This is a genomic window from Leptolyngbya sp. CALU 1928 (assembly GCF_056784215.1).
This window is the reverse complement of sequence record NZ_JBXBCE010000001.1, coordinates 1,627,023-1,650,552: the sequence shown is the minus strand read 5'-3', so window position 1 is coordinate 1,650,552 and position 23,530 is coordinate 1,627,023. Positions and strand designations below refer to the sequence as shown.

The window sequence follows — 23,530 nt, the reverse complement described above, 5'->3', positions numbered from 1 at the left end:
GTTAGAGAATTTGAGGGCGACCGAGGGTGGTGATATATAAAACCGCTTCGTCAATTGGAATGCCCAAGACTTCGTTAACCTGATCATCAAAAAAGCCAGCAATGCCGCTTACGCCTAAACCCAGATGAATGGCTGCCAAGTTGAGGCGCTGTCCTAGCCGTCCAGCATCCAAGTGTAAATAGCGATAGACGCGATCGCCGTAGGTGGCAACGGCAGCTTTGAGATCCGCAGTGTGAAATAGAACCACTGCCGCATCTCGCCCTAGATCTTGCCCTAAACACAGAAAATGAAGCTCTTGGCGAAAGTTTTTGAAGCGGATTTGGCGAAGCTCCTGAGAGTTGGGTGCGTAATAGTAGCAGCCTTCTTCTAAGCCATCAACGGAAGAGACGACCATGAAGGTTTCAACCAAACTGAGATCAAAACAGTCGGGAGTTCCATCTAGTCCTTGCTCCATGTAGTGCTGGGGATGGTAGGTGAAGTCTAGTAGCTGCTTCAGTTCATTGAAGGTGAGCGGCTCTCCAGTATAGGCACGAGTGGAACGCCGTCTGAGTAGCGTGTTTTCTAGACCTTCCAGATGATCTCCCCAGGCGATCGCGTCGGTTGCAGTAGACACCTTAGTACAAAATGGAAAATTATATTTATCCGTGCGCTGCCCTTCTGTGGGTGACAGTTTCCAGTTCACCTTCGTGGTTTCATTCAGGTCAATTTGGGTTGCTTGATGAAGGTACGCTAGTAATTCACCGTCGGCAAGGGCGGGATACTCAGTGTGCGTCCGAGTTGGAGTGATGGTTTTGGCAAGGGGAAGATTTTGGCGAACTTCCAGTAAATCAGCAAGGGGAAGCACTGCGATCGCCCCTTCTTGAGCAGAATCTAAATACAACAACTGATTGACGGCTTCATCCATAAAACTACCAATGAGATGAGGGCGATAGTCGTTCATGGCACAGGTCAAATCGAGGTTGCCTAACAAATGCCCACTATCCAAGCACACACGGCGATAAGCCCGATCTTGATACCGCCATTGCGATCGCAAAAATACCGTAGTGACAATGAATGCCAACTGAGTATTTTCTAAAACAGGATGCCAAAAGCACGCAGCTTGAAGTTTTGTCCACAGGTCATTCTCCCAGAAATGCATGAGGGAGTGGGTACGCGCTTGATAGTTAAACAATCCGGCAGGTAATAACGGAGTGCCGCGCGAAATCAGATAGAGTTCCGCAGGATAAAGCCCACCCGCAGAGGGAGCCGCCCTTAAATAGTGGGGGTCGCCAACCGTGGGAACCATGCCCGTTAAGCCATAGCTGCAAAACAAAAGCTGAGAAATCCGCTGCCACCACTTGCCGATAGGATCGTTGGCAAACTTTTCAGGATTCTCTGTAAGGAAAGACTTCAGGTCAAACGAACTGCCAATTTTGTATTCTTTGAATGGGAGCGGTTGCTGGTTCCAATCCGGTGGTTTACTTTTGGCATTGATCGTTCTGGGATCGTATTTGGTGCGTTCGTGATAATGCTGGGCGATCGAGATAGTCGGTTCAGGCATAGAGGAATTTAGCGTTGGCTCATCTCCTAACCCAATATTGACACTCTCTTCTGAAAAAGTGCCACTCCTTTAGGGAGAAGTCGCGGAACGGGAAATAGGAGGCTTTGAAGCGGATTTGCCCACTTGATCTAGCTTCGATCGCCACAGGGCATACCCAGCCACGCTTAAATGTAAGCCATCGGTGGTCAATTCTTCTTTGATATAACCGTCTGCATCCGCAAAAGCGCTATGTAAATCCAGATACTCTACGCCTTCATCTTGGGCGATCCGCTCTAATTTCTCGTTAATCGTGCGAATCCAGCGGCTTGAAATGGTGGGCAATCGATCAACCCAGAGAGGACGCTCCTTTGCATCCGGATCTCCTTTAACTGAGGCAAGATATCGCTGACTCGCGCGATCGCCACCATGAGGCAAAATCGATTGAAGTACAATCGTCGCTTGCGGATGGGCGACTTTAAGATGCCGCACAATCTCTCGCTGATTGGCAACCAAGGTTTCGCCTCTCACCCCTCTAATTAAGTCATTGATGCCAATCATGACAAAAATAGTCTCAGGCTTGGTTTGATCCAAAAATTTAACCCGTTTCAACAGCCCATAGGATGTTTCGCCAGAAATGCCTTGATTCAGCCAAGTGGCTCCTGTGGGCAGCAAATTGCTCGGAAACCAAAGACTTAATGAATCTCCCGCTAAGACTTTGAGTTGGCTAGGCGATCGCTCTGCGATCGCTGCTGCTTCTTGTTTTAGCAACTGCACCCATTGGTCATAACTCAACTGCCATCGCACTCCAACCTGGGCATTTGGAGCATTGGAACTAGCGGGTGTATTGTAAGGCGATGGATAGGGGGAGGGCTGGTCAACCGTAGACGCACGCACCTGAGAAGCACTCCGTAAACTATCACGATGAACGCCAAGCAGCGCGATCGAGAGTAGCAACCCACTCCCTACGCTTAAAGAAATAAACCAGGTTGGCACAGCGATAAAACGTCTAAACACTTGCTCAGATCAAAACACGTTGAATCAGATTGTAAAGGCTATCTTGGCAACGGTTACAAATCAGTTCAAAAACTGTTTGCAGCCACCAAGATAGCCTTTATTCGTGACTAGATTTTAGTGCAGTAAGAAATTAGTCAAGCCAAAGTTATAATTCAGCAGCCTTAGTAGCAAAACTCATTTCGGTTGCAATGCTCTCACCGTAAGCTTCTTCCCCATGCTCATGTACATCCAAGCCTTCGTCTTCCACATTGTCCTTAACCCGCAGAGGCATAAATTGCCCAATCACCTTAAGAATGATAAAGGTGCCAACCCCGGCAATCACATAGGCGATTAGGACTGCCCAAATCTGAATCAACAATTGATTAAAGTTGCCAAACAACAACCCATCTGCCCCCAAGCCATTGACTGATTTGGTTGCAAAAATCCCGGTCAAGAGTGCGCCAACGGTTCCACCCACGCCATGAACGGGATAGGTGTCGAGGGCATCATCAAACTGAATTTTTGCTTTAAAGTTGACTGCAAAAAAGCAGACAATAGAAGTGATGGCACCAATGAGAATTGCCGAAACCGGAGTGACAAAGCCGGCTGCCGGCGTGATACCCACTAACCCAGCCACAAAGCCAGTGCCAATTCCCACAGCGGTTGGCTTACCTTTGCCAAACCATTCTGCCAGTGCCCAAGTTAACCCAGCAGCTGATGCTGCAACGGTGGTTGCTACAAATGAAACTGTGGCAGAAGGCCCGACCCCGATGTCTCTACCAATGCCGATCGCACTCCCGCCATTAAAGCCAAACCAGCCAAACCAGAGGATTCCCACACCTAACAGCACATAGGGCACATTGTGAGGAATGATCGGTTTAATCGTGTAATCCTTGCGTTTACCAATCATGTGAACCGCAACGACTGCCGAAATTCCAGAGCTAATATGAACCACCGTTCCTCCGGCAAAGTCCAAAGCGCCTAGATGCCCCAGATACCCTCGTCCCCAAACCATGTGGGCAAGAGGGCAGTAGATAAACGTAGACCACAGAACCAAAAACCATACATAGGCTTTAAAGCTCATCCGCTCGGCAACTGCACCAGATACCAGCGCTACCGTGATAATGGCAAACATCATTTGGTATGCCATGAACAGTTGATGGGGAATGGTTGCCCCATAAATTGGTTCTGGAGTCAACGCAACTCCATTCAAGCCAAACCACTGCAAGCTCCCAATAAATTGACCAATCCCGGTTTCCCAATTGTCTTTATCAAGGGCAACATGGGCAAAGCTGAGGCTGTATCCCCAAAACACCCAAGTGACTGCCACAATTCCCATCGAAACAAGGCTCATCATCATGGTGTTGAGGACGTTGCGCGATCGCACCAAACCACCATAGAAAAATGCCAATCCGGGGGTCATAAACAGGACGAGCGCTGTGCAAGTCAACATCCAAGCGGTATCGCCTGTGTCAATCGCTTCATAGGGATTCGTTCCAGCCGCTGCTGCGGGAGCTTGGGCGATCGCCATATCAGCCAGTGGACCGCCCAGTAAGCTTAAACCAGCTAAAAACGCTAATGGAACACAAAATGCGACTGCCCATTTCAACCATAACTTTTGACCAGCCCTTCTACTGCTCCTGCCAGCGAAGTGTAGATAGAACTGATTGAATGAAGAAACCAAATTAGAAAATCTAGAAGATGATGGGCGATCGCCCATCATCTTTCTGTGGTGCTTGAGTTTAGCCATTATTACCCGAAAATCCTCGCAACTAACACAGAAGCAATGTAAAAAGCAGTACATCAACAGAGGCAGAAAACACCCAATCGCTTGATGTTTATCACCACTGCTTGCCTGCTAGCCATAGGATCAATCCAAAGTAGATATATAAAAGGAAAACTGCACCTAGATAGCACAGTATACGAAGACTGAAATCTTCCTATAGGCAGAATCTGATGAAGTTGATTGTGAGCCTATCGGTTAATGCAAGTTGTATTACAAGTGACAAAATACGTGAGGTGGTATTCTGCAAAGTCTATCGAACCACCTACCTATGACGGTACTCAGAAAATATTTCCTGTCTTTATCCTGTTCAACAAAAAAGTGGAACCTTAAATTTTTAATAAATTAAGATTCCACTATTTTAGGTAGTCTTCATTCAAAGTTTGGTCTATGTTTCTGCTTTTTCAAGCGTGTAACCGTTCTTTATCGCTAGCTCAATAATTTTTGCTTGCCACTCCAGAGCTATCAATACTACCGGATAAATCGGTTGGTAAACCTGTGCTGTCTTTAACGAACCCTGCATAGGCTTCCATGCCATGCTCGCTAATATCTAGCCCAATAAGCTCTTCCTCTTCAGTCACGCGGATGCCTAAAGTCGCCTTCAGGACATACCAGAAGATAGTGGAAACCAAGACAGTGAAACCACCCACTGCCATCACCCCGACAAATTGATTCCAAAGTTGCCCAATTCCACCACCCAAAAGCAGTCCAGCGGCTGGACCGGCTGTATACAGAGCACCAGGCGCATCGCTTGGACCCACTGCAAATAGACCGATAGCTAAAGTTCCCCAGACTCCACACACTAGGTGAACTGAAGTTGCCCCAACCGGGTCATCAATCTTAAGCTTGTCAAAGAACCCTACTGCAAACACGACTAAAATCCCACCGATCGTACCAATCACAGCGGCGGCTGGAATCGTAACAAAGGCGCACCCTGCGGTAACGGCAACTAATCCTGCCAGAATGCCGTTGATGATCATGGACAGATCCGGCTTGCCTAGATAGAGCCATGCCGTAATAGTTGCAGCAAGTCCGCCAAATGCACCTGCGGTGTTGGTCGTGATCGCAATATGAGAAATTAGCGAACCATCCCCCACTGCCATCGTTGAGCCGGGGTTGAACCCGAACCATCCTAACCATAGGATCAGAGCACCTAGAGTTGCAATGCTCATGTTATGGGCAGGTAGGGCGTTGGAATGCCCATTGGCACTATATTTACCTAGCCGAGGACCCAGAATTGCGGCAGCCATCAAGGCAGCCCAACCTCCCACTGAGTGAACCACGGTTGAACCTGCAAAATCCCAGAAGCCCAATGTGGCTAGCCAGCCTCCACCCCAGATCCAGTGTCCAGTAATGGGATAAGCGATACCAACCAGTAAGACACTGAAGATTAAAAAGCTAACAAACTTGATGCGTTCTGCTACGGCTCCAGATACAATCGTGGCGGCTGTTCCAGCAAAGACAAGCTGAAAGAAAAATTTTGCAAGCAGGGGGACGCCTGTCCAACTGAGCGCACTAAAGATGCCTTTATAAGCGTCTCCTGTGGCGGGGCTGTTGTCTGCACCAGCTAAAAAGAAGCCACCGCCGGTGCCGATGAAGCCACCTGTGCTGCTGAACATTAACCCAAATCCGATCGCCCAGAATGCGATCGTGGCAAGGGCAAACACAATCAGGTTTTTAGCGAGAACATTCACAGCATTCTTCTGGCGGCAGAAACCAGTTTCCAACATGCAAAAACCAGCATTCATGAAAAACACCAACATGCCAGCCACCAATACCCACATGGTATCGAGACCCACTTTGAGGGTTTCAGTGGTTTTTGCTACATCTGCGAGGGTCGGTGCGCCTTGAGCAAATGCTTCATACCCCCAAATTAATACAATGATCAGAGCAAGGGGAATGCAGGCTTGAGCGCTGGGGGATAGCTTTCTAGAGTACCAATCGAGCGATCGCCACTGGTTCTTTTGGGCTGGCATTAAACGCTGCTTCCTTCGGGCTGAAGGCGGCTTAACCGGAAGTCTCATGGTCATTAGTAGGAATTCCTCACTGAGTTTAAGTTAATGAGTTTGAGTTAATGAGCGGCACTTTGACGAGTAGCATCCTACATGACTAGTAGGAAGATGAGAAAACTGAAATTAGCGGAACCCTGAGCGATCTCACTGCTTCAAAAATCTTGAAGCGAAACAATCAAACGCTTAACGCATGAATTTTCTGGGTGCTATCTCATCTTTTTGAGGATGTCTAAGAAAATAACAAAAATAACCCTTAATGAATTGCATCTTTTTCGACTCGGTTATTCTGTAATCTTTTATACAAAAAATACTCTCTGTGGAGAATGATAAAAAGTTGTTAAGTCGATGACCATCGAGCATACTATGAACCAAAGTTTTTCTCTACCATAGGAAAAATTTCCATAGTGACAATCCGTAAAATCCGCCCCGGTGATTTCTATGCTGATTTGATTCAACACAGGGGTTGCTAAGCATAGGTTTAGGCAGAGAAGGCATAATATATCCGCGAGAAAACGTCAAAAAAACTGACAAAGCCACCGTTATGGGGTAGATATGTCTAGGGAACTTATGAAGCTTGGTGAACTATGGGCAGCGTGGGTAGGTTTTTTATCAAATTCAATCCGATGAGTCCTTTGAATCAGAGATCGCGACTGGCGATCGCCGTGCTTACTCCACTTCTATTTTGTGCAATTGAGCGATCGCACCCTGTTTCAGCAACCCTAACGATTGAGCGATCGTTAGATTCCAACAGCACCTTAGAGCAACCAAGCTCTGAACAACCCGCCATCGCGCAACCGCTGCCCCCTGCCAAAAGTCTCGCTTGTCAGCCAAACCAAGCGACTCAAACCACCAATGGACTGCTCCAACTGGTTAAAAACATTTCTCAAACCGCCAATTGGGTCGAACAACCTGCCTTTGGGATGGACGCGATCGTCGGTCAGATAGCGCCTCAGGTCATGGCGTATCTCAGTCCTAGCCCTTTTCCCGAAATCAACTCTCTCGCACGGAAAGCCAAAGTACCCGTCATGATGTATCACGACATCTTGCCGGAAAAACTCGTATTTTTTGATGTCACACCCCAAGAATTTGAGCAGCACCTCCAGCTAATCAAACAAAAAGGGTTAACTCCCATCAGCATGGATCAACTGGTCGTCCATCTCCGCACAGGCAGCCCATTACCAGCCAAACCAATCTTGCTCACCTTTGATGATGGCTACAAAGGGCATTACGACTATGTATATCCCCTGTTAAAAAAATATAATTACCCCGCACTCTTCTCGATTTATACCGCGAAAGTTGGCAAACAAATGGGACGCTCCAGCCTGAACTGGGAGCAACTGCGGGAAATGGCGAAAGATCCGCTTGTGACCATCGCCTCCCATAGCGTCAACCACAAGGTAATGGAAGGCTTGACTCCGGCACAACTGCTGCTGGAAACTCAAGATTCCAAACGCATTCTAGAAGCAGAGTTAAGTAGACCCATTCGCTACTTCACCTATCCAGAGGGCAAATTTGACAAAGCCGCCATGGAGTCTGTGCAAGCAGCAGGTTATGCAGCAGCCCTAACCATGAACGATGCTGAGGAGCAGCTAGCAGGTCAGTCACAAAGTTTATTGGCGATCGGGCGCATCGGGCAATCCCGTATTCAAGAAATGGTTGATATTGCTTGGGGCGGTTCCCCAGCGCCATCCGTCAGTATGGGGTTCAACTTCACAGCCCCTGTCCGTCGGCTTGATATGACAATCAATCAAAATCCGTTTATTTTTATTGCTGGCGGCAAGCCAGTCACCATTCACTACAACACCCGTGGGCAAATCCCTCAGATCATTGCAAACACCCCCGTCATCGCCGCTGTAGATGGCACATTCTTCTCCTTAGAAATGCTCGAATCAAACGAGATGCTAGGTCCAATCTATAGCCAAAGCCATGGTCAATTTATCCCCGGCAAACGAGGCGAAATTCCATTTTTAGAAAATCGACCCCTCGTTTTAATCGGAACAGAAGCAGTCCAATTTATTCCTTTCAACCACAAAAAACACAACACTCTAAAGTCCATGCAGGCAGAGATGCCCACCCTGACCGATGCATTTGTTGCCGCTGGCTGGCTAGTTGAAAGGGGAAAACCTCAGCCCATAGAACGATTTGGTCGGTTATACAGCGTCAATGAATTAAGGCATCGCGCCTTTTGGGGCATCAATCAACAAGGGCAACCCCAAATCGGCGTTTCCACCGAACCCATCGGCTCTGTAGATTTAGGTATTGCCCTTGCCAAAGCAGGTTTTCGAGATGCGGTCATGTTAGATTCCGGTGCCAGCACCTCTTTAGCATTCAAAGGCAAGTCCCTAGTAGCCTATGAACCCCGTGCCGTACCTCACGTCGTCGGTTTAATTCCGCCTTCAGGCGACGTAGGCACAGCCTGCCCTGTGATTACATCTTCCATTTTTCCCTAAAAATCTTACAGCGTCTTAGTAAGTCAGAAAAACAACAGTTTTATGGGTGCTGCTTTTTGACTCTTGAATGATCATTAAACCCCCATGCTATTATTGAAGACTGCTGACTTGTGTAAACTCAAAACTCGGATGACCCATGGCTCTGCTGCAACAGCAAAAACAAGAAATCATTTCCTCCTATCAAGTTCACGAAACTGATACAGGCTCTGCTGATGTACAGGTGGCAATGCTAACTGTACGGATTAACCGCCTTAGTGGGCACCTAAAAACCAACAAAAAAGACCACTCTTCTCGTAGAGGTCTGTTAAAAATGATTGGTCAACGAAAGAGCTTGCTTGCTTACATCCAAGCCGAAGATAATGCTCGATACCGCGCACTAATCACTAAATTAGGCATTCGTGGCTAAGCTAGGAAAGCGAGTATGTCGAAAAATAAAGACAAAAGCGAAGACCTTGCAGAATCGCTCCAGAAAAGCGATTTTGTGAGTACTTCGCGACTACCGTTTGAGCCTGTTCCGAACCGTAAGAAAGCTCGTCAAAACGGTTCACAAGATTCAAAGTCTAAGTCTGGCGCAAACTCCGAAAGAGATTCTCTAGAGGAGACGAAGTCAACGACAAAACAGGCGAAGCAAAGTCTAGCTTCTTCCCGCAGCAATTCGTCTACTATTCCTGAAGTCGTGAGCATGCGGATGGTTAGACGAATTGCGCTTTTTTCAGGCATTCCATCTAGCCTTGGAATGCTGACGTTTGTAATTAGCTACGTTGTGGTGAGCCAGCACTACTTTAAACTTCCATCTGTGGTGGTTTTGCTGGTGAGTCTAGGCTTCTTTGGATTGGGCGTTTTAGGTCTTAGCTATGGTGCCCTTTCTGCTTCTTGGGATGAAGATCGAGTTGGAACTTGGTTTGGCTGGAGCGAATTTAGAACCAATTTTGGACGTACGATCGCATCTTGGCGGGAAGCACGGCAGAAGACATCCTAATCCTCCACACGCCCCACTTTAAAGATTTTGCTTTGCACACCATTCACACCGTACCTAAGGATAAAAAACCATGATTGTGGTCATGAAAACTGGTTCTCCAGAAATCGAAGTTAACCGCTTGACTGAAGAATTTTCAAGTTGGGGACTTAGCCCAGAAAAAATTGTTGGCAGTCACAAGGTTGTCATTGGGCTAGTGGGTGAAACGGTGGATTTAGACCCTCGGCAAATTCAGGAAGCAAGCCCTTGGATCGAGGAAGTCTTGCGCGTTGAGAAACCCTACAAACGCGCTAGCCGGGAGTATCGCCAAGGAGATCCTAGCGAGGTTGTTGTTTCTACGCCCAATGGAGCCGTGACGTTTGGGGAACAGCATCCACTGGTTGTGGTAGCGGGTCCTTGTTCGGTTGAGAATGAAGAAATGATTGTGGAAACGGCTCGACGTGTAAAAGCGGCGGGTGCTCAGTTTCTCCGAGGTGGAGCCTACAAACCAAGAACCTCTCCTTATGCGTTTCAAGGACATGGAGAAAGCGCTCTGGGGCTGTTGGCACAGGCAAGAGAAGCGACTGGACTAGGTATTATCACTGAACTGATGGATGCGGCAGACTTAGAGCCTTTGGCAGAAGTAGCGGACATTATCCAGATTGGTGCCCGCAATATGCAAAACTTTTCTTTATTGAAAAAGGTGGGCGCGCAGGAAAAACCCATTTTACTGAAGCGCGGCATGGCGGCGACGATTGAAGATTGGTTGATGGCGGCAGAATATATTTTGGCAGCAGGCAATCCTAATGTGATTCTTTGTGAGCGGGGGATTCGCACTTTTGATAGTCAGTACACCCGCAATACTTTAGATTTGTCTTGTATTCCAGTCTTGCGATCGCTGACCCATTTACCGATCATGATTGATCCCAGTCATGGCACAGGCAAATGGGAATATGTGCCTTCTATGGCAGCGGCTTCCATTGCTGCTGGCACAGATTCTTTGATGATTGAAGTTCACCCCAATCCTCAAAAAGCCATGTCTGACGGCCCTCAATCTTTGACCCCAGAACGGTTTGACCAATTGATGCAAGATCTCTCGGTTGTTGGTAAAGCGATGGGACGCTGGATTGCACAGCCTGCATTAGCGACAGTCTAGACGCTGACCAAAATTTGATGATATTTGGGATGGGGGCGTTTGCGAAATGCCCCTATTTTTGTAGATATCTCTAACTGACACTCAACGCGAGATTTAGCATGACTAATCTGCCAGGGTTCACAATTCGTGCCGCAGAAGAGCGCGATCGCACCCAATTTATCAACCTAGGGCGGCTGGCGTTTGATCCAGCGCGATCGCAGGCTGATGTAGAAACAGAAATGCAAGACGAGCCGCTCAACCCACCCAGCGGACAAGGATGGGTATTAGCAGATCAGGCTGGTAATCTAGCAGGACGCTATCGCCATTTAGAGCTAGCCTTATTTTTTCAAGGGGTAGAGTTTCCCATGGCAGGAGTCGCGGGAGTTGCGGTTGCTCCAGAGCGGCGAGGGCAAAAAATTGCTCAGGGGCTGATCGAACATGCCTTGCAGCTTTTTCACCAGCAGCAAGTCCCTTTATCGATGCTCTACCCGTTTCAGCACGGCTTTTATCGCAAGTTGGGTTGGGCTTGGGTCGGAGAAACGCGCCAGTATCGAGTTGCTGCTCGTCACCTGCCGCTTTATGCTGAGCGGGTGAATGTAGTGCCCTATCGAGATGACTTGGAAGCATCCATTAAATCGGTTTATAAAAAAGCCGCACAGCAACATAATGGCTGGTTGCAGCGAGTGCCAAATCGTTGGAAAGGCTACTTTAAGCCTGAAGGTGGACGAGAAATCTATGGTTACGTTGAAGCGGGCGTGCTGTTTGGCTATGTGGTGATTGAGTTTATCCATTTAGAGCCAACGAAAACTCAATGGACAATCGCGGTGCAAGAATGGGTGGCGCTGACTTCTGCTGCCTATCGGGGGCTAATTGGATTTTTGGCATCTTTACGAGATCAAGTCACTACAATTATTTGGAATACTGATCCCCAAGACCCGTTCCCCCATCTCCTGAGCGAACAACGGTGCGATCCAGCATTACCTCCACAACCGTTTGAATTTGGTTTTACCCATCGATTTGGAGCCATCGGGGGCGGGTTTATGTGGCGCTTGGTAGATGTGGTGAAAGCCTTGGAACTGCGCCCGATTCATCCTGGAGATCCCTTTGCGATCGCCTTTCAGATTACCGATCCAGTGTTGGGCAATCAGCAGATTTCTGTAGAATTTGTTGAGCAGAGAATGTATTGCATCCAACAGCCTGCTACTACTAGCATCACGCTTTCCATAGAACATTTAACTCAGCTATTTTGTGGAATGCGATCGGTCACAGAATTGAACTGGTTAGGTTCAATAGAAATCGAAGGCGACGCTACGTTGCTATCAAAACTTGATGCTGCTTGGCAGGCAAAGCCCCCCTTCTGCTGGGACTTTTTCTAACGTTTGCCTTATTCTTCTGCCGACTCATCAAACTTGAGCGATTGCAACTCGTGCAGTTGATATTCCATGCGCTTCAGCGATCGCATCAAGTCTGGTAGCGTATTTAAGTTTTCAGGTAGTAAGATTGCCTGCGTATGGCTATGAACATATAGTTCATTAATTTTGCACTGCAATTGATGAGAAAGACTCATGGCTTCCTGCTCCATGCTGACCAACTGTTGCTGTTTATAAAACTTGAGTGCGGCTCCTCGTAAAACTTGTAGCGTTGCCTCTTCACCATATTTGCCAGGAATCAGTCGCAGGCGTAACAACAGCCGCTGGTTTTGATAGAGTCGTTCAACTTCGACCTGTCTAGTTTTGTGAACCACATCCATTGAGGACTCAGTTAACCCCTTTAACTCGCGAATTACCCCATCAAATTTACTCACCTCTAAACCATCCAGAACTGCTTGCACAGCCCCATTCTGGCTCCACAAAATTCTGCCCTGCTGAGATTGCCGCTCTAAATATAGCCGTCCAATTCCCCAATCTAAGATTCGAGCCAGCAATTCTTGGAGCAAGTCCTTTGGAGCAAGCGCCGCCAACACGTCCGGTGGATCAGACAAATGAGCCGGATGTATTTCCAATCGAGGCAGGGTTTGGGTGGATAAGGGCGTAAAATTCTTTTGAACTGACGTTTCCGTAGGTTGAACCCCTATTTGTGTAATGGCGACTGTTTGAGTTGCTAAATCAGGTGCGATCGCAAAGGGCGGTAAGGTGGTCGGGCTATCTACCACCAAAGTAGGGTATTCATAAGCAGCTTTAGAAGCGGGTTCCTGAGAGCTAGAAGGCTCTTCAGTCTCCGTTTTTCCTTCTACAAAGCGCTTAACCGATTGTTCTGCTAGTTTTTTGGCAATTCGTCTAGCCACAGGCGGAGGTGCTGCACTTGCCTTTTTCTGAGTATCTGCATAGTGAAGATAGGCAGATAGCGCCGCGTAGTGAATGTCGGACGCGATCGATTGAGGCACTAAGGAGCAGTTCATGTACGCCAAGATCCGCCGCACATAATCAAGCGCAGTCGTATCGTCTGTATCCACCATGCCTAGCGTTAGCCGACTGCCTTCGAGAGAAAGCGGCAAAATTTGATGGTATAGGCAAGCTTCAAAGGGCAAAATGCTATCAACCAATCGAAAGGCTTGCTCAGTATCCACTTGAGACATCCAATCTGCTTTGAGCCTAGCAGTATCGCTTTGCTTATCAGTTGGGGAATTGTGAGGGTCTAATGAATCGCCATTTGAAGACACCATAGGAAATCAATCAGCGGATGAATCTTAATGACACTATGCTAATCTGCCGATGAATTTTAGCCAATTATAAAATCAAAAATTTGGCATTATTTTTGATGTCAATTCTTTATCAAAACCTGATGTGCCACTCATATCAACCCTCTCTCCCAAGCCAGGAGAAGGGGAACAAGAGTTTCTCACAGTCCCTCTCCCGCTCTGGGAGAGGGATTTAGGGTGAGGAGAATCTGGAAAGTTGCACATCACGTTGATCAAAAGTTATGGGTTCATCATACATGGTTAGCCAGATAGATTAGTAGAGAGATGCCTGCACCCAAAACAGGGTTGTAAGCCTAGGACACAACCCTTATTCATCCCTAAAACCGTTCGGCTGAGCGCTCCTATCGAAGCCTGATACCCACCACCGAATCCCTACCATAGCTCTTATATTTCTAGGCAGCGAGTTCTTTTTCGATCGCGCCCATTAGTTCTGCGGAACCAGGAGCCACTGCGCTTTTATAGCGACCCACTACTTCACCTTTTTTATTCACCAAAAACTTTTCAAAGTTCCAAGCGACCTCTCCAGCCGGAGCGGTTTGGGTTAGACGCGCATACAGCGGATGCTGTTCAGCACCTTTGGCATGAACCTTATCAAACAGGGGAAAAGTCACGCCATAGCGGGTTTCACAAAATTGGGCGATTTTATCGGTGCTGTCTGGTTCTTGTGCGCCATAGTCGTTACATGGAAACCCCAAAACCTCAAATCCTTGAGCGCGATACTTTTGGTATAGCGCTTCCAACCCTGTGTATTGAGGTGTGTAGCCGCAATATGACGCTAAGTTGACAATCAACAGTACCTTACCGGCATAGTCTCCCAACGATTGCTCGGTGCCGGTGATGGTCTTAACCGAAATATCTGCGATCGCGTTGCTCATGTCAATTCCTAAAAATGCTTTCCCATCAATTATCCTAGCGGTTTCTAGAGAAATACAGGTTTCAGGTACTAGTTTTCGGGTTTCGGATTTTAGGGGCTAAGCAAAGAAGATAAACTCAAGACCTAATCGAGAAATGTTCTACTACTTGACCGAAAAATAGGTCACAGAGCTACGTTCCTTTAGAACAGCTTTTCTGCTCTTTTGCCGCGCTGTAACCGTAAGCGACAGATCCTCTCAAACGGCGGCATCTCGAAGCACGGCTAACGTTAATTTCGGGTTGTTTGTCGATGTAGCTGGCGGGTTTCATCCAAAATCAAGGTCACATCTTCCTCAGATAAATTTTGAACGTAGTTAATTTTGATTTCTTCAAGCAAATCAGTGAGTAGAGATTGCATCTCTTGTAGGTTACTTTCTTGAGCTTGTTGGATGAATGTACTGCTGAAATTTCGCACGAAGCGAACGACTAATTCGGTGGTTTTGGGATCGTCTAAGGCAGTTTTTAAGCTGTTGTGGATTAGTTGGGTGACCTCATGAACTAGGCTTTCGGTGATTTGAGCAGGCACAGCGCCAATGCCGGGGAGTGCTTGCAATCCTCGATAAGCCGGAGATTGGTTCATCACTGTTTCAATGCTGTGACGCACTAACGCTTCGAGATCGGGCTGAATTTTTGGAAAAATTTCGTTTACCATCATGTGCGTCATGTGGGTTGCGATCGCCTCAATCTCGTTAATGTTGTTCACATCCACATAGCGGCGAGACGTGGTGCGCTGTAGTAGGTTGCTCACTTCTCCGCGTTGTATAGCACCCTGGATCTGGTTGATTACTTGGACGATGATCACCTCCACCATTTCACCCGCGATCGCGGCTACAAATCCTTGCCGTGCCCGCGACTGAACGGTTTCCAGGTTAATCATCTCTGCTTGATGGAGTCGTAGAGTAGTTGGCAATGCTCGTAACAGTGCCCAGGTAGGCGCAAATAGGCTAAACGGGATAAAGAGCGGAATGTCATACCAGCGCCAAATCATCGCATCTAGCCAAGTCAAGCTGGAATAGCGGCGGCTGATATGGTAAGTTCGCGCTAGAAACTCTAACAAAAACAATCCGATAAATGGGGCATCCAGTAGCCAAAAATTGTTTGTCGGATTGCCGTTTTCATCCACGCTGCGATAGTAATTTGTCTGAATTAAGGGTCGAATAGTTTGATTAAACCAATCGATCTCGGCGTTCCACGTGGTCGGTGAGAGGTAGTTGGGATAGCTGGAATTATTGGTACTCCAAAAAATATCGAAGGATTCCCTTGCGGATACCCTAGTGGTCGTTCGAGTCGTCACACGGCTGCGGGTTCTATTTTTGATTCTTTCGAGGGCACCACTTTTACCCGATGCCCCAAAAGGGTTGGTCTCAATCATCTCGGTGCTGAGTTTTCGCAGTTTCGCCAAATTGGCTTGAACGGCGGCATCTTGCAAGCCGGCTGTTACTCCTTTTTGGGCAATCTGGCTTTCAAGCTGGGCAACCGTGTCTAGATACGCTTGGGTGTCTCGGTGCGGTTCAATTCCTTTGAGGGGGTCATATAGGCAGGTAATCACCGGCTGCTGGATGGTGCGCGCGGGTTGCCCCGTTTCGACGGAGCGATCGCGGCACTCCATGGTAGGCACAGGAAAATAGAGCTTGAAATCCGTTAAGGGTATGCCGATCGCCCCTTGCAGCCAAAAGTTTCGCCAGGGCACATAGGTAATATCAAAGGTGATAAGTGCCAAATTAGTGACTGTTGCGATCGCCATGAATCGCTCAAACCAAAGATTTTTGCGACGTTTTAACGATTTAGGCGAGGAATATTTTTGGAGAGACATGGGGAAGAGGGACTGGCGAGGGGCGAGGGGGCGAAGGGAACGAAGGGCGAGTAGAAAGGAAATTGATTGCTAGTTTTCGGGATTCCTAATCATCATAATCTGCTGAGACACCGCACTCTGCACACCGCACTCTGCACACCGAACTCCACACTCTTGATTTGTCCGGGTTTGTTGCAATTCTCGTGAGGATTTGAAAAGGAGAGTAAAATTCTCTCGGAGTAAACTGGCGCGGCATGGCTGTTTCTAATGAACTATCTTCAATGTGGGTGGGAACGACTTCTTGGAGCAACTGATTTTTGTTGCGCTGGTGCGATCGCGGTTAGCTGTCTAGCTCAAGCGGGTTTTGCAGTTGGAATGCTGCCAAAAATTGCCTTGGCAGAGCAAAAGGCTGACTTTAACAGTGCTGTACCGTTCGTGGTCACTCAGTTGCCTGACCCCAGCCGCACAACTCCCGATCCGAACCGCGATCGCCTGATCCAGCCGCTTCCCGCCCCCACTCCGCTTCCCCCACCTCAAACTCAGCCCACTCTTCCAACACCTTCTGTGCCAACTGCACCGCCTGACCCGGCTCAGCCAACGGTGCAAATTCCAGTGAAAACGATTGAGGTGGTCGGCAGCACTGTCTTAAAGCCTAAGGATTGGAATCCCATCATTCAGCCCTTGGAAGGGCGATCGGTGAGCTTAAGTGAGTTGCAACAGGCAGCGGATGCCATCACGCAGCTTTACCTCGATCGCGGCTACATCACCTCTAGAGCAATATTAGTTGAGCAGGCGGTGACCGATGGCAGGGTGCAAATTCGCGTGATTGAAGGGTCGGTGGCAACCATCACCGTGGAGGGCAATCAGCGGGTCAAGTCCGCCTATATTCGGAGTCGCATTGGCTTAGGCGCACAAACGCCTTTGAATCGCGAGCGCCTGGAAGATCAACTGCGCCTGCTCAAAGCCGATCCTTTGTTTACCAATGTGGAAGCCAGTTTGCGACCCGACACCAACTTGGGACAAAGTGTGTTGCTGGTGCGTGTGACGGAGGCAAAATCCCTCAGCGGTTTGATTGGCGTAGATAACTACTCACCGCCCAGCGTGGGTTCGGTGCGGTTGGGCGGCTCTCTTAACTACCGCAACATTACGGGCTACGGCGATGATATTGGGCTGACGTACTATCGCACAACGGCGGGGGGTGCCGACACGCTCGATTTGACCTATCGCGTTCCTGTTAGCCCTCAAAACAGCACCGTGCAGTTTCGATTTGCGCCCAACTGGAACCGCGTGATTGATCCGGCGTTCAAAGCTTTGGATATTCAAGGCAGTTCTCAGTTGTATGAAGTCAGTTTTCGGCATCCAATTATTCGCAACCCGCGCCAAGAGTTAGGCTTGTCGATCGGGTTTACGTCGCAAAATGGGCAAACCTTTCTGTTTAGTGACATTCCGTTTCCCTTTGGGATTGGTCCTGATCAGGAGGGCAACAGCCGCACGAGAGTTCTGAAACTGGGGCAAGATTATGTGAAGCGTGATCCGTTGGGGGCGTGGGCATTGCGATCGCAGTTCAGCATCGGCTTAGATATCTTCAATGCCACCCTCAATGAGTCGCCAATTCCCGATGGGCGATTTTTTAGCTGGCTAGGACAGGTGCAGCGGGTACAGCGCTTCGGCAGCAACCACTTGGTGATTTTTCAAGGTGATTTGCAGCTTACGCCCGATTCTTTATTGCCGTCTCAGCAGTTTGTAATTGGCGGCGGGCAATCGGTGCGCGGCTTTCGGCAAAATGCCCGGTCGGGAGACAACGGCTTCCGGCTCTCGGTTGAAGATCGGATCACCTTTTTGCGCGATGAAGCGGGTAGCCCGATCGCCCAGTTTGCACCTTTTCTCGACCTAGGCAAAGTCTGGAACAACAGCGCTAATCCTAACCCCGAAGCCGATCAACGATTTTTGGCAGGGGCTGGGCTGGGCTTTCTGTGGCAACCCTATCCTGGTTTGAATCTCCGCTTAGATTATGCAGCATCGTTTCTGCGGCTCCGCGATCGCGGCAATGATGCCCAAGATTCTGGCTTTTACTTCAGCGTCAACTACCAGTTTTGAACTAGGGCAAGCAAGGGGCACAGGATAGAAGCTTGCTTCTCGAAGGGTGGGCTGTTCTTACTTACATTCAGCAATGCCAAAAATTATATCTCTAGAGATAGATCACAATATCTGAATATTTGATAGAAAATCGGATGGGAAGAGTGCTGGTTGAACTCGCAAGATAGGGTGCAACCGAATATTACAGACCTGAATGAGCATTGATTCTAAGGAGATTCTACAGCAGGCTGCCTATTCCAAATTTCATGACTGAAGCTTTGCCAAAACCAACTGTGATGAATGATGCATCCAATTCGATAGGCGACACTGCAATAGACAACCTAGAGGTGGCATCGCTTCCAAGCAACGAAGCTGCCCGGTTAGAAGCGCTCAAACGATACAACATTCTAGATACGCCGCCTGAAGCTGCATTTGATCGCATTACTTCCTTGGCAGCGCGTTTATTTGATGTGCCGATCGCGTTGGTTTCCTTGATCGATTCATCGAGGGGATGGTTTAAATCTGGCTATGGCTTTGACCTACAAGAAGTACAGCGAGATGCGACCATTTGCAGCCTTGCGCTCCTATCTAATGAAGTGTTGGTGATTCCCGATACGCGTCAGGACGATCGCTTAACCTGCAATCCATTTGTGCAAAGCGAGCCGGGTCTGCATTTTTATGCGGGTGCGCCCTTGATTACCCACGACGGTTTCAACCTAGGCACTCTCTGTTTATTGGATACAAAACCGCACCCAGCCTTTACCCCTGAGCAGCAGTCAACCTTGGCTGATCTTGCTGCGATAGTGATGGATGAGCTAGAACTACGCTTAGCCACCCACAAAATGGCTCAGATTGATGCGGCATTAGTGGAGGTGACTAAAAGCGTTGCAGTGGTGACGGGCGAAGCGTTTTTCGATGCCTTGGTGCAGCGCTTCACCAAAGTGCTGGGAGTCGATTATGCCTATATTGGTTTAGTCAAAGACGACGACCCGGAAACCATTCGGACGATCGCGGTCTGTGCCCAAGGAGAAATCATTGACAACTTTGAATATTTGCTGCGGGATACCCCCTGTGAAACGGTCATCCAGTCCCAAAAATTATGTTGTTATCCCAGTTGCGTTCAAACGTTGTTTCCCAACGCGCTACTGCTGACTCCCCTCGGCGTAGAGAGCTATGCAGCCATGCCGATCTTTGACTCGGCTGGTCTACCCTTGGGAGTCTTAGGCATCATGCATGGCAAACCATTAGAAAATGTGCAGCTTGTAGAATCCCTGTTGCCGATTTTTGCGCTGCGGGTTGTCACTGAGCTAGAGCGCCAGCATACAGAGACAGCACGGCAGCAAGCCCAGCGAAATTTAGAACATCAGGTAATTCAGCGAACTGCTGCCCTATCCAAGGCGAATCAATTATTGTCGTTAGAAGTGATTGATCGACAGCAAGCAGAAGCCGACCTGCAACAAGAACAGGAAGTGCTGAAGGTGTTGCTAGATCGGGTACAGGCAGGGATTGTCGCGTGTAATGCTGAGGGTGTTTTAACCTTGTTTAACCAAGCAGCACGAGATTTTCATGGCTTGCCAGAGCAGCCATTACCGCCGGAACAGTGGGCAAAGTATTATGACTTATACCTACCAGATGGCAAAACTCGGATGGCTAAAGAGGACATTCCTCTGTTTCGGGCATTGCAGGGGGAGGTCGTTAACCAGGTTGAAATGGTGATTGCACCAAAACAGGGTCGGGCGCGATCGCTGCTGGCTAGTGGACAGATGATTGCTGATGCCCAAGGCACGAAACAAGGCGCGGTAGTGGTGATGCATGACATTACCGAGCGCAAACTGGCAGAAGCGATACGCTTGCGGCTGGCGGAAGAACGGACTCAACTGATTCAGCAGCAGATTCAAGAACAGGCTGCTCGTTTGGAAGCGGAAGCCGATCAGCAGCGATCGGCGTTTCTCGTTGCTATCAGTACGGTGCTGGCAGCTTCATTAGACTACGAATCGACCTTGGCAAGCGTGGCTGATGTGGTTGTGCCCTATTTTGCAGATTGGTGCGCGATCGATTTGTTGCAAAATCAATCAATTGAGCGAGTTGCAGTTGCCCACCGTGATCCAGAGAAGGTGAAGTTAGGCTGGGAACTCCATCGAAAATATCCCAAACAGTTGAATGATGCTCAAGGAATCTCCAAGGTGCTGCGAACAGGGCAGGCTAAAATCGCGGCTGAGATTCCAGATCGCGCGATCGCGGTCATTGCCCAAGATGTGGAGCATCTACACATTCTGCGTGAACTCGGCTTAAAGTCTTGTATTGTCTCACCGTTAATTGTTCGCGGAAAGATTTTGGGCACCATTTCGTTTGTGACGGCTGAATCTGATCGTCGGTATAGTCAAGCGGATTTAGCGTTGGCAGACGATATTGCCCATCGCGCTGCCATTTCGATCGATAATGCCCGACTTTATCGAGACGCTCAGCAGGCTCAACAAGCCGCCGAGAGAACCACAGAGCGCATTGCTCGGCTTCAATCTGTCACGGCGGCATTTTCTGAGTCGGTGACTCCTGCCCAAGTGTCTGAGGTAATCGTCGATCAGGGAATTGCGGCTTTGAACGCTAATTTTGCCCTGGTTGCGTTGCTTGATGAAAGCACTAGCGAACTAGAAGTCGTGCGGGTAGTGGGTGGTGGTGCCCTAGATGAGAAGTGGCAGCGGTTTTCGCTCCAAGCTCCTGTGCCGCTCGCAAAAGCAGTACGAACGGGGCAGCCCATTTGGGCAGAACCCGCAGAGGTTCGAGCCGTCCATTATCCCCACCTAGCTGAAATGTATGCCCAACAAAATTTTGGTGCCTGGATTTCTATCCCGCTCATGGTCGAAGGTCGGGCGGTTGGCGGTATATCCTTAGGATTCAACAATCCGCAGTTGTTGGATGAAGAGCAGCAATCCTTTATTTTGTCGCTTGCCCAACAGTGTGCCCAAGCGATCGCCCGTGCCCATCTCTATGAATCTGAACGAATCGCCCGGAATGATGCCGTTCGTGAAGCCGCCCGTAGTGCCAAAGCCAACCGAGTCAAAGATGAGTTCTTGGCGGTGTTGTCCCATGAATTGCGAACGCCCCTAAATCCGATCTTGGGTTGGGCAGGTCTGCTTCGCACAGGTAAATTAGATGCGGCAAAAACAACCCATGCCTTAGAAACAATCGAGCGTAATGCCAAACTGCAAACTCAGCTGATTGAAGATTTGTTAGATGTTTCTCGGATTTTGCAAGGCAAGCTCAAGTTAAACATTGCGCCTGTGAATCTGGTGTTTAGTCTGCGATCGGCGCTTGAAACCGTGCAATTAGCCGCAGAAGAAAAGGGAATCGAACTCAGAACCGAGATCGAAGAAATCAGCAGAGATCCTATAGAACACTCTTTAGCTTTGACGGCTCACCCTTCACAACTGATAGTTTTAGGCGATTCAGTGCGGTTACAGCAAATAATTTGGAATCTGTTGACCAATGCCATTAAGTTTACCGAAGCTGGTGATCAGGTCACTATTCGGCTAAGCTCCAGCGATCTCCAGGCTCAGATCCAAGTGATCGATACGGGCAAAGGCATTCATCCAGATTTTTTGCCCCATGTGTTTGAATATTTTCGTCAAGCCGATTCAACGACGACTCGGAAATTTGGCGGGTTAGGATTGGGGTTGGCGATCGTCCGTCATCTTGTGGAGCAACAAGGCGGCACCGTGCAGGCAGACAGTTTAGGAGAAGGTAAGGGTGCAACATTTACCGTCAATCTGCCGCTCTCGGAAAGTGAAATCTTGATAAGGCAGGCAGACAAACGTCCTGCTCCAGCCTCGGCTCGGCTTCCACTAGAGGGAGTCCGAGTTTTGGTCGTGGACGACGACGCTGATGCCCGCGATCTAGTGGCTTTCATCCTAGAAGACGCAGGGGCGATCGCGATTATCGTAGATTCTGCGATCGCGGCTCTAGAGTGTTTCTCTCACGTAAACCCAGATCTGCTGATTAGCGATATTGGAATGCCTAGAAGAGATGGCAATGGCTTGATTCAAGAGATTCGCACCCTACCAGCGGCTCAAGGGGGGCAAATTCCGGCGATCGCTCTGACTGCCTATGCGGGAGAAATTGATCAGCAGCAAGCCCTCGCCGTTGGATTTGAGGCATATCTAACCAAACCTGTCGATGCTAATCAACTGGTGCAGGCGATCTCGCGGTTAGTCAAACGTCTACAGGGCAGTCGGCGCAATGAGACAGGCGATCGGGAATAGCAGATATTCTAAAAAAAATAGCTTCCAGATGAACTGGTAAAAGCGACTGACGGAAAGTTTGTCGCTTAAATCGACTTGAACACTACGGAACCACAAAACTCCTAGCAGTACCAAATGAGTCGCAATTAAAAAGAACCCGTTGACCCCTGGAAGACGAGCCAATCCTGCCAGAATCATGCCGACATAGCTGGCAGTAATCACCCAACGCGCCAGGTTAAAAACCTTTTTCTGCCCCAATTTAAGGGTGAAGGTGCTGATGTTGTATTGGCGATCGCCCTCCATGTCGGGTACATCTTTGAAAATGGCGATCGCGAAGGTAAACACGACAACAAAAGCAGTCAGCGCCCAAACCGAGGGGGGAATAGCGAATGGCGAATTTAGAACGGGGGAGAAAGAAGAGGAAAGTAAAGAGTTGAAGTGAAGAAATAACCCTAGGTTTACGATGATGCCGCGCACGGTAAAAATGCAGAGGGATGCCCAGAATGGAAAGCGCTTTAGCCGAATGGGGGGGAGGGAATAGGCGGTGCCAATTAGGAGGCTAATGCCGACCATCGCCAGGAGGTAGGGGCTTTGCAGGGCAGCGATCGCGATCGCCAAAATCCCCATTGTCAGCACGATCGCAACGCCCTGCTGCCGAGAAAATTCACCCGATGCTAACGGTAAACTCGGTTTATTGATCCGATCAATCTCTACATCTTCAAGCTGGTTTAGCCCAACAATGTAGACGTTGCCGCAGAGGCAGGCGAGGAGGGCAGGGAAGAGGAAAGCAGGAAAAGGGAAGAGGGCACGACTGCTTTCGGCGATCGCGATCAGATACAGTGCCAACACACTTAAGCTGGTGCCGATGATGGTGTGGGGGCGCGAAAATTTCCAAAACGCTTTTAACCAGGTGATCGGCTCTTTGGCGAACTGGAGCGGCACACCGGATTCTATCTCTAGTTTCATACTC

The 23,530-nt window shown here is 48.8% G+C and carries 15 protein-coding genes; 7 read left to right on the top strand and 8 right to left on the bottom strand.

The window, feature by feature from the left end; genetic code table 11:
- Position 1: 1 nt before the first annotated feature.
- The 4 genes from AC1S5B_RS07665 to AC1S5B_RS07650 form a co-directional block, all read right to left on the bottom strand.
- Entirely contained in the window at positions 2-1,540 is a 1,539-nt protein-coding gene (locus AC1S5B_RS07665) for a SagB/ThcOx family dehydrogenase (protein ID WP_482035083.1), read from the bottom strand.
- Between the two features lie 69 nt (positions 1,541-1,609).
- Positions 1,610-2,512 carry a GDSL-type esterase/lipase family protein gene (locus AC1S5B_RS07660; RefSeq protein WP_482035082.1) on the bottom strand — a complete coding sequence of 301 codons (903 nt, stop codon included), beginning with the start codon at positions 2,510-2,512 and terminating at the stop codon, positions 1,610-1,612.
- Between the two features lie 166 nt (positions 2,513-2,678).
- Complete coding sequence (locus AC1S5B_RS07655) at positions 2,679-4,262, bottom strand: ammonium transporter (RefSeq protein WP_482035081.1); 1,584 nt, start codon at positions 4,260-4,262, stop codon at positions 2,679-2,681.
- Between the two features lie 467 nt (positions 4,263-4,729).
- Positions 4,730-6,319 carry an ammonium transporter gene (locus tag AC1S5B_RS07650; protein ID WP_482035080.1) on the bottom strand — a complete coding sequence of 530 codons (1,590 nt, stop codon included), beginning with the start codon at positions 6,317-6,319 and terminating at the stop codon, positions 4,730-4,732.
- 611 nt (positions 6,320-6,930) lie between these two features.
- Between AC1S5B_RS07650 and AC1S5B_RS07645 the strand changes: the two genes are divergently transcribed.
- The 5 genes from AC1S5B_RS07645 (at position 6,931) to AC1S5B_RS07625 (ending at position 12,223) form a co-directional block, all read left to right on the top strand.
- Positions 6,931-8,757, top strand: coding sequence for a polysaccharide deacetylase family protein (locus AC1S5B_RS07645; RefSeq protein WP_482035079.1), 1,827 nt, complete (start codon positions 6,931-6,933; stop codon positions 8,755-8,757).
- Between the two features lie 136 nt (positions 8,758-8,893).
- Positions 8,894-9,163 (top strand): 30S ribosomal protein S15, encoded by a 270-nt coding sequence (gene rpsO, locus AC1S5B_RS07640; RefSeq protein ID WP_482035078.1) that lies wholly within the window; start codon positions 8,894-8,896, stop codon positions 9,161-9,163.
- 15 nt (positions 9,164-9,178) lie between these two features.
- Positions 9,179-9,736: a photosystem II biosynthesis protein gene (locus AC1S5B_RS07635; protein ID WP_482035077.1), complete on the top strand. Its 558-nt coding sequence runs from the start codon at positions 9,179-9,181 to the stop codon at positions 9,734-9,736.
- Between the two features lie 70 nt (positions 9,737-9,806).
- Complete coding sequence (aroF, locus tag AC1S5B_RS07630) at positions 9,807-10,868, top strand: 3-deoxy-7-phosphoheptulonate synthase (RefSeq protein WP_482035076.1); 1,062 nt, start codon at positions 9,807-9,809, stop codon at positions 10,866-10,868.
- Positions 10,869-10,966: 98 nt separating this feature from the next.
- Positions 10,967-12,223 (top strand): GNAT family N-acetyltransferase, encoded by a 1,257-nt coding sequence (locus AC1S5B_RS07625; protein WP_482035075.1) that lies wholly within the window; start codon positions 10,967-10,969, stop codon positions 12,221-12,223.
- Positions 12,224-12,231: 8 nt separating this feature from the next.
- On the opposite strand, the gene AC1S5B_RS07620 is transcribed toward AC1S5B_RS07625, so the two are convergent.
- From AC1S5B_RS07620 to AC1S5B_RS07610, 3 genes are all read right to left on the bottom strand, one after another.
- On the bottom strand, positions 12,232-13,509 hold the full coding sequence (locus AC1S5B_RS07620; RefSeq protein WP_482035074.1) for a GspE/PulE/PilB domain-containing protein: 1,278 nt from the start codon (positions 13,507-13,509) through the stop codon (positions 12,232-12,234).
- 428 nt (positions 13,510-13,937) lie between these two features.
- Complete coding sequence (locus AC1S5B_RS07615) at positions 13,938-14,420, bottom strand: glutathione peroxidase (protein WP_482035073.1); 483 nt, start codon at positions 14,418-14,420, stop codon at positions 13,938-13,940.
- Between the two features lie 266 nt (positions 14,421-14,686).
- Positions 14,687-16,270: a hypothetical protein gene (locus tag AC1S5B_RS07610; protein ID WP_482035072.1), complete on the bottom strand. Its 1,584-nt coding sequence runs from the start codon at positions 16,268-16,270 to the stop codon at positions 14,687-14,689.
- Positions 16,271-16,516: 246 nt separating this feature from the next.
- Between AC1S5B_RS07610 and AC1S5B_RS07605 the strand changes: the two genes are divergently transcribed.
- Together AC1S5B_RS07605 and AC1S5B_RS07600 are read left to right on the top strand one after the other, a co-directional pair.
- Positions 16,517-18,346 (top strand): ShlB/FhaC/HecB family hemolysin secretion/activation protein, encoded by a 1,830-nt coding sequence (locus tag AC1S5B_RS07605; RefSeq protein WP_482035071.1) that lies wholly within the window; start codon positions 16,517-16,519, stop codon positions 18,344-18,346.
- A gap of 245 nt (positions 18,347-18,591) precedes the next feature.
- Positions 18,592-22,581 carry a GAF domain-containing protein gene (locus tag AC1S5B_RS07600; RefSeq protein WP_482035070.1) on the top strand — a complete coding sequence of 1,330 codons (3,990 nt, stop codon included), beginning with the start codon at positions 18,592-18,594 and terminating at the stop codon, positions 22,579-22,581.
- Here AC1S5B_RS07600 and AC1S5B_RS07595 read toward each other — a convergent pair.
- Positions 22,540-23,526, bottom strand: a complete 987-nt coding sequence (locus tag AC1S5B_RS07595; RefSeq protein ID WP_482035069.1) for a homogentisate phytyltransferase — start codon at positions 23,524-23,526, stop codon at positions 22,540-22,542. The genes AC1S5B_RS07600 and AC1S5B_RS07595 overlap by 42 nt on opposite strands.
- Positions 23,527-23,530: the final 4 nt, after the last annotated feature.